Source organism: Streptomyces sp. NPDC003036, from assembly GCF_040611175.1.
In the GTDB taxonomy this organism is placed as follows: domain Bacteria; phylum Actinomycetota; class Actinomycetes; order Streptomycetales; family Streptomycetaceae; genus Streptomyces.
In genome coordinates this window covers 24,875-38,093 of record NZ_JBEXNO010000008.1, presented here as the reverse complement: position 1 = coordinate 38,093, position 13,219 = coordinate 24,875, and the positions used below count along the sequence as shown (strand labels likewise).

The 13,219-nt window shown below is 72.1% G+C and carries 9 protein-coding genes; 4 read left to right on the top strand and 5 right to left on the bottom strand.

Annotation, left to right across the window (positions count from 1 at the left end; genetic code table 11):
* Positions 1 to 40: 40 nt before the first annotated feature.
* From ABZX67_RS08045 to eccE, 5 genes are all read right to left on the bottom strand, one after another.
* Complete coding sequence (locus tag ABZX67_RS08045; protein ID WP_355356080.1) at positions 41 to 1,876, bottom strand: ABC transporter substrate-binding protein; 1,836 nt, start codon at positions 1,874 to 1,876, stop codon at positions 41 to 43.
* A gap of 183 nt (positions 1,877 to 2,059) precedes the next feature.
* Complete coding sequence (locus tag ABZX67_RS08040; RefSeq protein ID WP_355356078.1) at positions 2,060 to 4,939, bottom strand: SCO5717 family growth-regulating ATPase; 2,880 nt, start codon at positions 4,937 to 4,939, stop codon at positions 2,060 to 2,062.
* A 319-nt stretch (positions 4,940 to 5,258) separates the two neighbouring features.
* The gene (locus tag ABZX67_RS08035; protein ID WP_355356076.1) at positions 5,259 to 5,492 is read right to left on the bottom strand and encodes a DUF397 domain-containing protein; all 234 of its coding nucleotides are present in this window, start codon (positions 5,490 to 5,492) and stop codon (positions 5,259 to 5,261) included.
* Between the two features lie 128 nt (positions 5,493 to 5,620).
* The gene (locus tag ABZX67_RS08030) at positions 5,621 to 6,367 is read right to left on the bottom strand and encodes a hypothetical protein (RefSeq protein ID WP_355356074.1); all 747 of its coding nucleotides are present in this window, start codon (positions 6,365 to 6,367) and stop codon (positions 5,621 to 5,623) included.
* Entirely contained in the window at positions 6,367 to 7,719 is a 1,353-nt protein-coding gene (gene eccE / locus ABZX67_RS08025; RefSeq protein ID WP_355356072.1) for a type VII secretion protein EccE, read from the bottom strand. Before eccE ends, ABZX67_RS08030 begins: the two co-directional genes overlap by 1 nt.
* Positions 7,720 to 7,901: 182 nt before the next feature.
* Here eccE and eccB point away from each other — a divergent pair, with 182 nt between their 5' ends.
* The 4 genes from eccB (at position 7,902) to ABZX67_RS08005 (ending at position 13,105) form a co-directional block, all read left to right on the top strand.
* On the top strand, positions 7,902 to 9,431 hold the full coding sequence (gene eccB / locus ABZX67_RS08020; protein ID WP_355356070.1) for a type VII secretion protein EccB: 1,530 nt from the start codon (positions 7,902 to 7,904) through the stop codon (positions 9,429 to 9,431).
* Positions 9,432 to 9,445: 14 nt separating this feature from the next.
* Positions 9,446 to 10,705, top strand: coding sequence for a type VII secretion-associated serine protease mycosin (mycP, locus tag ABZX67_RS08015; RefSeq protein ID WP_355356068.1), 1,260 nt, complete (start codon positions 9,446 to 9,448; stop codon positions 10,703 to 10,705).
* Between the two features lie 120 nt (positions 10,706 to 10,825).
* Positions 10,826 to 11,254: a hypothetical protein gene (locus tag ABZX67_RS08010; protein WP_355356066.1), complete on the top strand. Its 429-nt coding sequence runs from the start codon at positions 10,826 to 10,828 to the stop codon at positions 11,252 to 11,254.
* Between the two features lie 6 nt (positions 11,255 to 11,260).
* Complete coding sequence (locus ABZX67_RS08005; protein ID WP_355356064.1) at positions 11,261 to 13,105, top strand: hypothetical protein; 1,845 nt, start codon at positions 11,261 to 11,263, stop codon at positions 13,103 to 13,105.
* Positions 13,106 to 13,219 lie beyond the last annotated feature (114 nt).

Below are 13,219 nucleotides of genomic sequence, written 5' to 3'. Positions count from 1 at the left end.
CCGGCGCTCGCGCTCGCGGCCGTGCTCGCGGTCGTCACGGCTATTCCCGCTCGTCGGCGGTGGCGCGGCGGCGCACGGCGGCCCAGGCACCGACGGCGAGGAGCACGAGCGCGGCGGTACCGGCCACCAGCCAGACACCCGCGGACCCGCCGGAGTCCCCGCCGGCCCGGCGCGCCGCCGACGCCGGTGCGGCGGACCACCAGCTCCAGTAGCCGTCCTGGCCCCAGATGTTCCCGGCCGCCTCCGGCATCGTCGTGATCGACCTGATGTGGTCCGTGCGGTACGCCTCGACCGCGTTCGGGTATGCCATGACGTTCATGTACCCGGTGTCGTACAGCCGTGCCTGCGCCTGCTTGACCAGCTCCGCCCGCTTGGCCGGGTCGTACTCGCCCGTCTGGCGGGCGTACAGCTCGTCGTAGGCGCGGTCGCAGACGAAGTTGTCGGTGGCGCCGGTGCCCGCGGGAGTCGCCGGGAGCGCCGCGCAGGTGTGGATGAAGAGCACGAAGTCGGGGTCGGGGTTGACCGACCAGCCGTCGAAAGCCAGGTCGTAGTCGCCCTTGAGCCAGGGGTCGGAGACGTTGTCGAGGCAGGTCACCTTCAGCCCGATGCCCAGCTGGGCCCACCACTCCTGGAGGTAGGCGGCGACCGCCTTGTCGTTGGGGTCCGTGGCGTGGCACAGGATCCGGAAGTCGAGCGGCCTGCCGTCCTTGCCGACGCGCTTGCCCGCGCCGTTCTTGCGGTAGCCGGCGGCGTCGAGGATCCGGGCCGCCTGCGCCGGGTCGTACGCGCGTTTCCGCGCGCCCTCGGGCTTCCAGAAGTACGGGGCGAAGCGGGGCGGGATGTACCCCTCGCCCTCGACGGCGTGGCCCTGGAAGACCTTGTCGACGAGGGTCCCGCGGTCGACGGCGAGGAAGAGCGCCTTGCGCACGGCCGGGTCGAGCAGCGCCGGGTGGCCGGTGCCGAACCTCTTGCCGTTCTTCGCCCGCGCGCCCGGGTTGGTGGCCAGGGCGTAGAAGCGGCGGCCGGGCGCGTCGTTCACCTCGATGTGCGGGGCGGAGCGCAGGGACGCGGCCTGGGCGGGGGTGAGGTTCGGTACGAAGGAGACCTCGCCCTTGCGCAGCGCGGCGACGGCGGCGTCCCCGTCCTTGTAGTACCGCAGCACCAGCTCGTCGAACTTCGGCGCCCCGCGCCAGAAGTCCTTGTTCCGCTTCAGCTTCACGTACTGGTCGACCTTGTAGTCCGTGATGAGGAAGGGGCCGTTGCCGACGATGGGGAAGCTCTTGTCGTTGGTGAAGGTGGAGAAGTCCTTCACGTTCTCCCAGACGTGCTTCGGCACGATCGGGACGTCGAGCGCGACCATCGTGGCCTGCGGCTTCTTGAGCTCGATGACGAGGGTGCGGGGGTCGGGCGCGGAGACCCGCTCGAAGTTGGCCGTGAAGCTGCCGTGGGCGGTGGCGGCGTCCGGGTCCGTCATCATCCGGCCGAAGGTCCAGGCGGCGTCCTCGGCGGTCACCGGCCGGCCGTCGGACCACGTCGCGTCGGAGCGGATGGTGTACGTCCACGTCAGCTTGGACGGGGACGGTGTCCAGGCGGTGGCCAGACCCGGGACGGGACGGGCGTCCCTGACGTCGTAGTTGGTCAGGTTCTCGTACGTGAGCCGGTGCAGGGTGGTGGAGACCAGCCGCTGGGCGACGAAGGGGCTCAGGGAGTCCACGCTCTGCGACACGGCGATCGTGAGGACGCTCTTCGCCCCTTCGCCGGCGTCGCCGTCGGCGTCCCCGTGTGCGGGAGGCGCGTGGAGGGCGGTGGCGGCGACGCACGAGGCGAGTGAGGCGAGAAGCAGGCGGAGGGAGCGGTGCGGAGCCATGGTGACCATGAGCTGACCTCGCGTCGGATGCGGGCGGCGGCGCCGGCTGGTGAAGCGAGGTGTACCAGCGCCGTAGGGCCGCGTCAACGAAGTGTCAGCACGCGTTGGGGGCGCGGAATACCCGAGCGGAATGCCCGAGGGCCCGCACCGTCACGGCGGTGCGGGCCCTCAGTGGTCCAGTCCTCTGCCGCCCTACTGTTGAGGGGCCGGCGGCGCCTGCGGAGGCTGCTGCCCGGGCTGCTGCTGCCCCGGCTGCTGCGGCACCTGGTGCTGCGGTGGCTGGGCGGGGTACGGCTGGCCGGGCACCGGCTGCTGCGGTGCGTACGGCTGACCGGGAGCGGGCTGCTGGGGCTGCTGGGGCGCGTACGGCTGGCCGGGCGCGGGTTGCTGATGCTGCCACTGCTGCGGCGGCTGGGCGGGGTACGGCTGCCCCGGCGCCGGCTGCTGCGGTGCGTAGGGCTGGCCGGGGGCCGGCTGCTGGGGCGCGTACGGCTGGCCGGGGCCCTGCGGCGGGTAGGGCTGGCCCTGCTGCGGGTACGGCTGGGGCTGGCCACCGGGCCCCTGCTGGCCCGGCACCGGCGGCGCCATCTGCGGCGGCATGCCGCCCTGCCCGTCCCCGGTCCACAGGCCCTGCGCCTGCTGCGCCCGTGAGAAGTCCTCGGCGACCATCGCGGAGAGGTTGAAGTACGCCTCCCGCGTCTTCGGCCGCATCATGTCGAGGTCCACCTCGGCGCCCGCCGCCAGGTGCTCGTCGAACGGCACCACGATCACCCCGCGGCAGCGCGTCTCGAAGTGCTGGACGATGTCCTCGACCTTGATCATCTTGCCGGTCTCGCGGACACCCGAGATCACGGTGATGGACCGCTGCACCAGCTCCGCGTACCCGTGCGCCGACAGCCAGTCGAGCGTCGTGGACGCGCTGGAGGCGCCGTCGACGGAGGGGGTGGAGATGATGATCAGCTGGTCGGCGAGGTCGAGCACCCCGCGCATGGCGCTGTAGAGCAGGCCGGTGCCGGAGTCGGTGAGGATGATGGGGTACTGCTTGCCCAGGACGTCGATCGCCCGCCGGTAGTCCTCGTCGTTGAAGCTCGTCGAGACGGCCGGGTCCACGTCGTTGGCGATGATCTCCAGACCGGAGGGCGCCTGCGAGGTGAAGCGGCGGATGTCCATGTACGAGTTGAGGTACGGGATCGCCTGGACCAGGTCGCGGATGGTGGCCCCGGTCTCGCGGCGCACGCGGCGGCCGAGCGTACCGGCGTCCGGGTTGGCGTCGATCGCGAGGATCTTGTCCTGCCGCTCGGTGGCCAGCGTGGCGCCCAGCGCGGTCGTCGTGGTCGTCTTGCCGACGCCGCCCTTGAGGGAGATGACCGCGATCCGGTAGCAGGACAGCACGGGCGTACGGATCAGGTCGAGCTTGCGCTGCCGCTCCTGCTCCTCCTTCTTGCCGCCGAGCTTGAAGCGGGCGGCGGCGGAGGGGTTGCGGCTGGACTTGGCCTTCTGCTTGTTGTTGCGCAGGAGGCGGTCGGACGACAGCTCGACGGCCGCGGTGTAGCCGAGCGGCGCGCCCGGCACCGAGCGCTCCCGCTGGTCGTGCGTGACGGGCGTGGGCCACGCTCCGCCGGTACGCGGGTCGTACGGGCCGGGCGCGGCCTGCGGCTGCTGGGGCTGCTGGGGTGCCTGGGCCTGCTGCGCGGGGTGTGGGAAGCCGTACCCGCCCTGCGGAGCCTGCGGGGGCATGGGCTGGGCCGGTTGCGCGGGGTGTGGGAAGCCGTACCCGCCCTGCGGAGCCTGCGGGGGCATCGGCTGGGGCTGGGGCTGGGCCTGCGGCTGGTTGGGCGCGGGTGCCTGCGGCGGCATGGGCTGGGCCTGCTGTGCCGGGTGCGGGAAGCCGTAACCGCCCTGCGGTGCGGGGGCGTTGGGCACAGGCGGCTGCGGCTGCGGCTGCGGCTGGGCAGGCTGCTGCGGCTGCACGGGCTGGGCCGGGTGCGGGAAGCCGTACCCGCCCTGCGGCGCCGGGGCGTTGGGCTGCGCGGCCGCCGGGTAGGCGGACTGGTCGGCGGTCGGCGCCGGGGCGGGCCACTGCGGGGCCGCCGTCGGCGCGGCGGGCTGGAACGCCGGCGGCAGCGGCGGCAGCGCCGCGCCCTGCGGCGCACCCGGCGCGGAAGCCCACGGCTGAGCCGGCGCGTCGGCGGGAGCAGCGTCCTGCGGCGGGGTGTTCTGCGGCGGGGTGTCCTGCGGTACGGCGTCGGCCACTTCGGCTTCCGCTTCCGCTTCCGCCGGGGCGGCGGCTCCCTCGGGCGCCTGGTCACGCGGCTCGTCGCCGCCCTCGTCGGCGGGGCGGTCGCCGGCCTGGGGAGCGGCCTCGGCCTTGGCCTCGGGATCCTCGGTGCCCGCGTCCTCGGCGACCGAAGACTCAGGGGCCTCGGCGGTCGCGGCGGTCTCAGCGGCCTTGGCGGGCTCCGCTGCCGACTCCTCGGCGGGTGCCTCCGCACTGCCAGACGGAGCTCCATCCGACGGAGCTCCATCCGACGGAGCTCCATCCGACGGAGCCGCACCCGAAGCGGCCGCCTCGCGCTCGGCGATCTCGGCCATCTCGCGCTTCAGCGCGGCGGGCGAGAAGCGCATGGTCGCGCCGCTCTCCACGTCGCCGCCCCCGAAGGGCTGCTCGGGCTCGGGTCGGCCGGCCCCTGCCGAAGCCTCCGCCACGGGAGCCTCCGCAGCATCAGGAGCAGGAGCAGGAGCAGGAGCAGGAGCAGGAGCAGGCGCGGGAGCAGGAGCAGGCGCGGGAGTCGCGGGCGGCGTCGCCCAGTTCGGCTCGAAACCGCTGCCCGGCGGCAGCCCCGGCACCGCGACCGGCATCGCCCCGCTCGGCGGCGGAGGCGGAGTGAACCCGCCACCCGCCGCACCACCGGTACCACCACCCGACGACGACGTGTCCGCGGCGTTCTGCGTGTACCAGGCCGGCGGGGTGTAGTCGATGGTGAACTCACCCGTCATCTCGGCGGGATCCGCGTCGGACTCGTCGACGGGAAGGTTCCAGCTCCCGTGGATGTCGTCCCGATCGCCGTTCACTTTGCCTCCTGGTGTGGTCGAGCACCCTTGTGCCGTGGTGGGTGGGGCCACCGTTGACTTCCGATCGGCCCGGCTCTGCGACCCACCCTAATCGTCAACAATGCCGGACCGGCAGGCTCACCCGGCGCTCACCCTTCGTCCCGTACCTCACGCCCTGCCCTGTCGTCACATGAGTTGGGCAGAGCGTGAGGTTCCCCGCCGGGAAAATCGGTACAACTGCCAATGAACCAGGAGCGCTCAACAGTCGCACGGCGAGGCCCTCACCACACCTCACCGAAGTCTTCGCGAAGCCCTCACGGGCCCTCGCGACCTCACCGCGTCACTTGATGTCGAACTCGCCGTCCCGCGCCCCGAGGACGAAAGCCCGCCACTCCGCCTCGGTGTACCGCAGTACCGTGTCCGGGTCCAGGGAGGAGCGCATCGCGACCGCGCCCCCCGGCAGGTATGCGATCTCGACCCGCTCCTCGTCGGGGCTGGTGCCAGGGGGACCGTGCCACTCGACGCCGGAGATGTCGAGGGCGTACAGCTCTTCCTTCTCCTGTGCGCTGCCCATCGGGGTTCCTTTCTGTCGCGGCGGCGGTCGGTACGGCCCGACTCCCTGTGGCGGCGGAACGTGAGGCATGTGTCGCTCCGCGTCACCGCCAGCATCCTAGGCCAGTTGGGGGACCCCGGACGGGGCGCTCAGTCCATCCGTCGCGGCATGCCCAGCAGGCCCGACTCCGCGTCCGTCGCGGTCGTCATCACCCAGTTCCGCTCGCGCCCGGAGCACCAGAGCGTGACGCCGTCCGCCAGCGTGGGCAGGGCCTCCGTCTCGACCTGGGTCAGCCCCAGGATCCGCCCGATCTGCTGCGCCTCCTGCGGCGAGACCCGCTGGACGCCGACGAGCGTGGACGCCCGCATCAACCGGGGCGCCACCGGGCTCAGATACGGCAGCAGCGTCAGGACCGACTGCCACGGCGACGACACCACGCGCCCGCGCGGCGGCCGCATGCCGCAGTCCCGTACCACCACGACCGGACTGCTCACCGTCGCGCCCATCGGCGGCACTCGGCCCACCTCGTGCAGGGTGATGCACTCCAGGCCGGCGCCCGCGGTCTGGGCGAGCGAGGTCCACTCCTGCGCGCGTCCGGTCTCCACCGCGACCCGCGCACCGGTGCCCGCCGCGCGCAGCGCCAGCACCTGCGCCGTCCACAGGCCGCCGATCAGCAGCACGTCGTACGGAGTCGAGCGGTGGAAGCCGATCATCTGCGGCCGGCCCTCGCCGTCGTCGCCGATGACCACGCCGTCGTCGCCGACCGGCAGGGACAGCGCGCCGAGATGGTCGGCCGCCATGGTGTGCCCGGCGAAACGCGGGCCGAACAGCCCCCGAAGCCCCCGCCGGGAAGCGGCCTCGGACACGGGCACGGATGCGGATCCGGTACGAGCCATCAGCGGGCACCTCCCAGCGGCAGCGTCGCCAGGACGCCCGGCAACTGCTCACGGTCCAGGCGCAGCAGGCTCACCTTCGCCGACCGTCCGGCCTGCTCCAATTCCCTGCGTACGCCGATCAGTTCAGTGTCGGAGCCGCCGGTGATCCGGACGTGCCCAAGTACATCCAGCGCCCCCTGGCGCGCACCGCGCCGCAGCGTGAAGCTCACGGTCGTCGCGTACGCGGGCACGGCGGTCAGCAGGGACACCAGCTTCGGCAGGGGCGTCGCCCCCCGACCCAGCTCGGGCCAGCGGCCCACCGCGTACGTCGTGTGCCAGCGGTCGTCGCACCGCCACACCCGCGACGTCTCCGCCGTGCGCCGCTGCGGCGCCGCGTCGGGCCGGCCCGCGCGGGCGGTCAGCCGCGCGCTCGCGCACGCCGCGATCGAAACCGTGGAGTTGAGCTCCTCCTGGTCCAGGACCACGGCCTGGAAACCGGCTCCGGTCATGCGGCTCGCCACATGGTCCGCCGCGCGCACGAGGCAGCGCTGGGCGCCCTCGATGCCGCCACCGCGCGCCGCGACCGCCTCCGCGCACAGCTCCGGGTCCAGCTTCACCGCCACCCACGTCATGCGCAGCGCGGGCGCGCCGGTCCGCTCCTGCAGCGGAGCGTAGGAGCGGCGGGCCACCGACTGCTGCGGCAGGTGCGGCGCGGGCGCCGGGCGCACCTGCTGCACCAACTGCACCGACTCCAGCACGATGTCGTCGACGTGCAGCGCGCTTCCCAGCACGGACAGCGGCAGCGCACGGGCGCCGAAGGCCGGGCGCAGCGCACTCCCGCTGGCCTCGATCCGTACGACCGCGGTCAGGAAGGTGCCGTCCCCGAGCATGCCGACGGTGCGGCGGTTGCGGTCGACGAAGGGGTACGGGCGGAAGCCCGGCACGCTCTCCGCGACGACGGCCAGCGACGGGTCGACGTCCGCCGGCGCCGGCGCGGCGCGACGGTTGCGCGCGCGCAGGGCCATGGCCGCCGACAGCCAGTCCCGCAGCGCCTGACCCCGGCGGCGGATGACGGCGAACAGCACCAGCAGGCACGCCACCAGGCAGGCGGGGATCAGCCACAGACCACCGAGGGCGACTCCCACCGCCGCCAGCGCCAGCGCCAGTTCCACCAGCATCAACTGGCGCAGCTGGAAGGGCCCCACACGGCTCGTGCGGGACAGGGGGCGCAAAGTCGTGGACGCCGGGACGGCGTTGCCGCGCGCGGCCGGGGCCACCGGCGCCGCCGGGGCGTTGCTTCGTTGCCGTCGGGAAGTTTCGGGGGCGGCCCGACCGGAGTTACGCCCATTTCGCGCGCGCGTCGCCGTACCCATCGCCGCGTTGCCCCCTCGTGTCCGTAATTACTGAATTCCCATGGGCGTTGACCGGGCGATCACCCTACCTGAGCGGTGGAACGCTGGTGCCAGCAGGCATAGTAGGGGGCGGCACCGACGACAGGTCCCGCTCGACGCATGTGGGAGCCTGGTCGCTCAGCGGGGAGAGGGACAACGGACACATGGCATCACGACGGGACGAACTCAACGCTTACACCTTTGCGAAGCGAAGGCTGGTGGCGCAGTTCGTACAGCCGAATGCGACCGGGTCGGAGGAGGGTGCGCCGCGGCCGCTGCGCGCGGTCCTGCCGGGCGTCATCGTCGGTGTGGTGATCCTCGCGATCTTCGGGGCCTGGGGCATGTTCAAGCCCGTGGCCCCCCAGGGCTGGGCGACCCCCGGCGAGAACGTGATCATCGCCAGCAAGTCGACCACGCGGTACGTGGTGCTGGAGACCAACAAGAAGAAGCAGCTCCACCCGGTGCTCAACATGTCGTCGGCCAAGCTGCTGCTCAACCCCGACAAGGGCAAGGTCATCAACGTCGACGAGTCGGTGCTCGACAGCGGCAAGATCCCGCACGGCGCCACCCTCGGCATCCCCTACGCCCCCGACCGGCTCCCCGACCCCAAGGAAGCGGGCGCGGCCAAGCGCTGGGCGGTCTGCGAGCGGCCCGGCGAGGGCGGCCGCGCCATCCAGAAGGCGGCGTTCGTCCTCGCCCAGCGCGAGGAGAAGAAGACCGAGGGCAAGGAGCGCCTCACCGGCGGCGAGCTGCTGTACGTCGAGGGCCCCGACAAGACCCGTTACGTGGTAGACGCCCAGGGCACCGCGTACCCCGTCAAGCGGGACGACGAGCTGCTCCTGCGCCAGCTCGTCGGGCAGGGCCGCGTCGCCCAGCGCGTGTCCGCGGCCTGGCTGGAGACCCTGCACAAGGGCGACACCATCGAGTTCCCCACCATCCCCGGCCAGGTCGGCACGGACGCCGACGTACCCGGCAGCCTCGACCCCGAGGTCAACAAGGTCGGCACGGTCCTGACCGCCACCGACGGCACCCGGGAGCAGCAGTACGTCGTCCTCCGCGACCGCGTCGCCCCCATCTCCGACTTCACGGCCAAGCTGCTGCTCAACAGCCGCCAGCTGGTCGAGCTCGACCAGGCCGGCCGCGCCACCTCGGTGAGCGCCGCCGCCTTCCAGCCGGGCGAGGCGTTCGGCGCGGACAAGAAGTGGCCGCGGTTCGCGCCGAAGCCCGTCAACGACGCCGGTACGGAAGAGGGCAGCCGCAACACCGTCTGCAACGTCCTGCGCGAGGTCGACACCGACAACGGCGCCACCACCCTCAGCACCTGGGCGGGCACCGACTTCCCCGCCCCGCTGCCCACCGGCGCCAGCAGCGCCTACGTGACCCCCGGATCCGGCCAGCTCTTCCGCCAGTTCAAGGGCTCGGAGACCGGCACCGGCTTCCTCTTCCTGGTCACCGACACCGGCCTGCGCTACGCGATGCAGTCCAACGGCGACACCGCCACCGACGACTCCGGCATCGGCTCCTCCGGCGACGAGAAGGAGAAGCAGGCGCGGGCACAGGAGGCCGCCCAGGCCCAGAACCGCCTCGGCTACAAGGACGTCGACCCGGTCCCCGTACCGGCGGAGTGGTCGACCTTCCTGCCGACCGGTCCCCGGCTGTCGACCGGCGCCGCGCGCCAGCCGCAGGGCTCCTGAGGACCGGGGCGGACATGACCTACACCTACCGACGCCTGCTGGCGGCCGCCCCCGTGCTGGTCGCCACCGCACTGGCCGCCGTCATCCTGCCCGCGCCGCCCGCGGCCGCCGACGACCTCCAGCAGTGCACCTTCCCCGGCAAGATGTACGAGGGCCGGCCCTGGGCGCTGCAGCGCGTGCTGCTGGACGAACTGTGGAAGCAGTCCACGGGCAAGGGCGTGCGCGTCGCGGTCATCGACACCGGCGTGGACGTCAAGAACCCGCAGCTGACGAAGGCCGTGGACACCGGCAGCGGCATCAACCTGCTGCCCAAGAAGGACGATCAGGGCAAGGAACTGGAGCGCGGCAAGGAGGACGGCACCAGCGACACGGTCGGCCACGGCACCAAGGTCGCCGGCATCATCGCCGCCCGGCCCGCCAAGGGCACCGGTTTCGTCGGCCTCGCGCCCGACGCCACGATCATCCCGATCCAGCAGAACGACGCCGAGGGCCACGGCACGGCCAAGACCCTCGCGACCGCCATCCGGCACGCGATCGCCGAGAAGGCGGATGTGATCAACATCTCGCAGGACACGGCGAACGCGGTGGAGCCCGCACCCCAACTCAAGCAGGCCGTCGACGCCGCCCTGGGCGAGGGCATCGTCGTCGTCGCCTCGGCGGGCAACGACGGACTGGGCGGCAACGTCAAGCGCACCTACCCCGCCTCGTACGAGGGCGTCCTGGCCGTGGCCGCCTCCGACCGCAACAACGAGCGCGCGCAGTTCTCCCAGTCGGGCGACTTCGTGGGCGTCGCCGCCCCGGGCGTCGACATGGTCTCCACGGTCCCGGGCGGCGGCCACTGCGCCGACAACGGCACCAGTTTCTCCGCGCCGTACGTCGCCGGCCTGGCCGCGCTCATCAAGGCAAAGCACAAGGACTGGACGCGCCAGCAGATCGTCGCCCAGATCCAGCAGACCGCCGAGCGCTCCGTGGCCGGCCACGACCGCCTCGTCGGCTGGGGCGTCGTCGACCCGGTCCGCGCCCTGACGGAGGACGACAAGCCCATCGACAAGCCGGTCGCCCACGAGGGCGTCACCCGCGCCGAGGCCCCGACCCCGGCCGAGGTCCACCTCGGCGAAACCCCGGAGGAACGCAACGCCCGCCTCGCGACGTACGTGGTCGTGGGCGGCGGCGTCCTCGTCGCGGCCATCTCGGGAAGCGCGGTGGCCGTTCGTGACGCACGTCGCAGGGCGAGGCGCGTGGCGTTGCAACTGCAGGGCCGGGAAATGGCGTGATCCGTAAGGCGCTTGGGACTGTCATACCCAGTGACTAAAGTGATGTGACGCAATCAAACAGCGGAAGCAAACGGGGAGGAACGAGCATCGTGCTCGAGGGAATGGTTGACGGGGGCGGCTATGGCAGGTGACCTCGAGCGCGGGGTTGGCGAGCTGAAGAAGTTCCAGCGGGATGTGAACGCCCTGCTGGCGAACCTCGAGGGCGGCGCCGGCGGCAGCTCCAAGATCGCCGAGGAGCGGGTCACCCGCGGCTCCCTCGGCCAGGGCATGGCGTTCGCCGAGGCGGACGGCTTCTACACCCAGTACAACCGCGTACACCAGGCGATCGTCCAGCTCTCCAAGCACCTGAGCGACCAGATCGAGCTCTACAGCATCGCGGTCCACGCGGCGGACGTCGGTTACGACAACGTCGAGGAAGAGCAGCGGCAGCGGTACCACGCGATCCAGACGCGACTGGCCGAGGAGCGGGAGAAGGCCGAGGCTCAGGGGCAGAAGCCCGAGACCGGCAAGCACCAGGACGGCAAGCGCGTCGGTAAGGATCTGGGGTGATGACTGATGAGTGACGAGAAGCAGCCCACGGAGCAGAAGCCGCCGGCGGACCCGAAACCGCTGCCGGAGCAGCTGAAGCCCCAGCAGCGGTACGAGCAGGAGCAGAAGCAGCAGGACGCGGCCGACACGACCATCACGGGCCAGCGTGTCGCCACGGACATGGCGCAGAAGGTGCACGAGACCTTCAGCGGCGTGTTCGGGGGCAGCGGCACGAGCCTGTTCGGCAAGACCAGCTTCGAGAACGCGCCTCTGAACGCGATGCTCGATCTGCTCGACAGCGCCAACCCGGCGGACCTCACGAACGCCGGCCAGAAGCTGGAGGACGCCACCAAGGCGCTCAACGAGGCGGCGAGGAACCTCGACAACTTCGTCAGCAAGACCGACTGGAAGGGCGAAGGCGCCGAGGAGTTCCGCCGCTACGGCAAGGAACTCGTCACGTACACCTACAGCTTGGGGTCGTTCTCCAACGTGGCGGGCGCCCAGCTGAAGGAGGCCGCGGTCGGCCTCAGCTCCGTCCGCAACTCCAAGCCGCCGCGCGACAGCCGCCTCATCCAGAAGAAGCCCGAGGACTTCGCCCTGCCGGAGCGCACGGAGGACAACCCGGACTACCAGAAGGCCCTCAAGGTCGAGAAGGACCGCCAGGAGGCCATCAACCAGATGAACCGTCTGGCGTCCTTCTACGCGGTCTCGGAAAGCACCTTGAAGTCGCAGGAGCCGCCGAAGCTGCCGAAGCCGCTGGGGAGCTCGGCGGTGCCGAGGCCGACCGGCGGTGTCTACGACGACGGAGGCGGTGCGAGTAGCGGCGCTCGGCAGCAGTCGGATGTGTCCGGGGCCTCTCCGGCCGTTTCCGGGGTGGCCCGCAGGGAAGTCGGCAGTGTCGGCGACGGCACACCGCGAACGGAAGTCACGGGCAAACCTGTCGACGTCGTGGGCTCGAACCCGCGCACGGAAATCGACAGCGTCCAGACGCTTCCGCCACCGACGACGCCCAATACGCCCACTCCCACCGTCCCGGCGACCGGCAACCCCGGCCCTCCCAACGGCGGCCCGCCCTTCCCGGGCTTCGGCCCGCCGGCCCGGCCCACGGCACCGAGGGCCACGGGGATGCCCGGTGTCCCTCGGACCAGTGGGGGCCCGGTCCCCAACACGACCAGCCGTACTGGCGGTCCTGGCAACCCGACCGGACGCGCCACGGGAACGCCTCCTGGACGCGCCACGGGAATGCCCGGTCGGTCCATGGGGACGCCCGTCACGGGTCACGGATCGCCCTCACAGGCCACCGGGCGTACCGGCCAGCCGATGGGTCGTTCCGGACCCATGGGGACGCCGACAGGCCAAGCCGGTCGCACCGGTGTCCCTGGGCAGACGCCGGTGACCGGTCGGCCGACCACGTCGGCGCCGGGCATGGCCGGACGCCAAGGCAGCCCGGGCGCGACGCCTCGTGCGGGCCAGAACGGCATCGTCGGAGGCACACCGCAGCGTGCTCCTGGTGGGTCCACCGGATCTCGCATTCCCAAGGGCACGGTCATCGGCGGGGAATCGGCGGCCACAGGCCGTCCCTCGGCCGCGAGGCCTAGCCAGTCCGGCGTCATCGGCGCCAATCAGGCGAATGGTGCCGCTCGCGCCACGGGACGCGGAACGCCCAGTGTGAACGGTGTGGTGGGTACGCCGCGTGGCGGCGCGACGGCCGCCCGGCCCGGCAGTGCGGCCATGGGCGCTCGCAGTGGCCAGCGTCAGACCCGTGACGAGGAAGAGGAGCGGAACAACTCCACCCGTCCGGATTACCTGACGGAAGACGAAAAGACGTGGGCAGCCAAGCGAGGGAATGCTGTGCCACCGGTGATCGACTAGGCACTCGGAAGGTTCGGAAGTCAGGATGACGCCTGTGATGAGTCAGGTCCGTAGGCACACCGTGCGGCGCGGCCTGCTCTGTGCCGTGGCCGCGGCTGGAGCTTGGACAGTGGG

Coding starts and splice junctions, on each gene's coding strand:
- ABZX67_RS08045 (WP_355356080.1), bottom strand. CDS start 1,876: ATGGTCACCATGGCTCCGCACCGCTCCCTCCGCCTGCTTCTCGCCTCA.
- ABZX67_RS08035 (WP_355356076.1), bottom strand. CDS start 5,492: ATGGGCAGCGCACAGGAGAAGGAAGAGCTGTACGCCCTCGACATCTCC.
- ABZX67_RS08030 (WP_355356074.1), bottom strand. CDS start 6,367: ATGGCTCGTACCGGATCCGCATCCGTGCCCGTGTCCGAGGCCGCTTCC.
- eccE (WP_355356072.1), bottom strand. CDS start 7,719: ATGGGTACGGCGACGCGCGCGCGAAATGGGCGTAACTCCGGTCGGGCC.
- eccB (WP_355356070.1), top strand. CDS start 7,902: ATGGCATCACGACGGGACGAACTCAACGCTTACACCTTTGCGAAGCGA.
- mycP (WP_355356068.1), top strand. CDS start 9,446: ATGACCTACACCTACCGACGCCTGCTGGCGGCCGCCCCCGTGCTGGTC.
- ABZX67_RS08010 (WP_355356066.1), top strand. CDS start 10,826: ATGGCAGGTGACCTCGAGCGCGGGGTTGGCGAGCTGAAGAAGTTCCAG.
- ABZX67_RS08005 (WP_355356064.1), top strand. CDS start 11,261: ATGAGTGACGAGAAGCAGCCCACGGAGCAGAAGCCGCCGGCGGACCCG.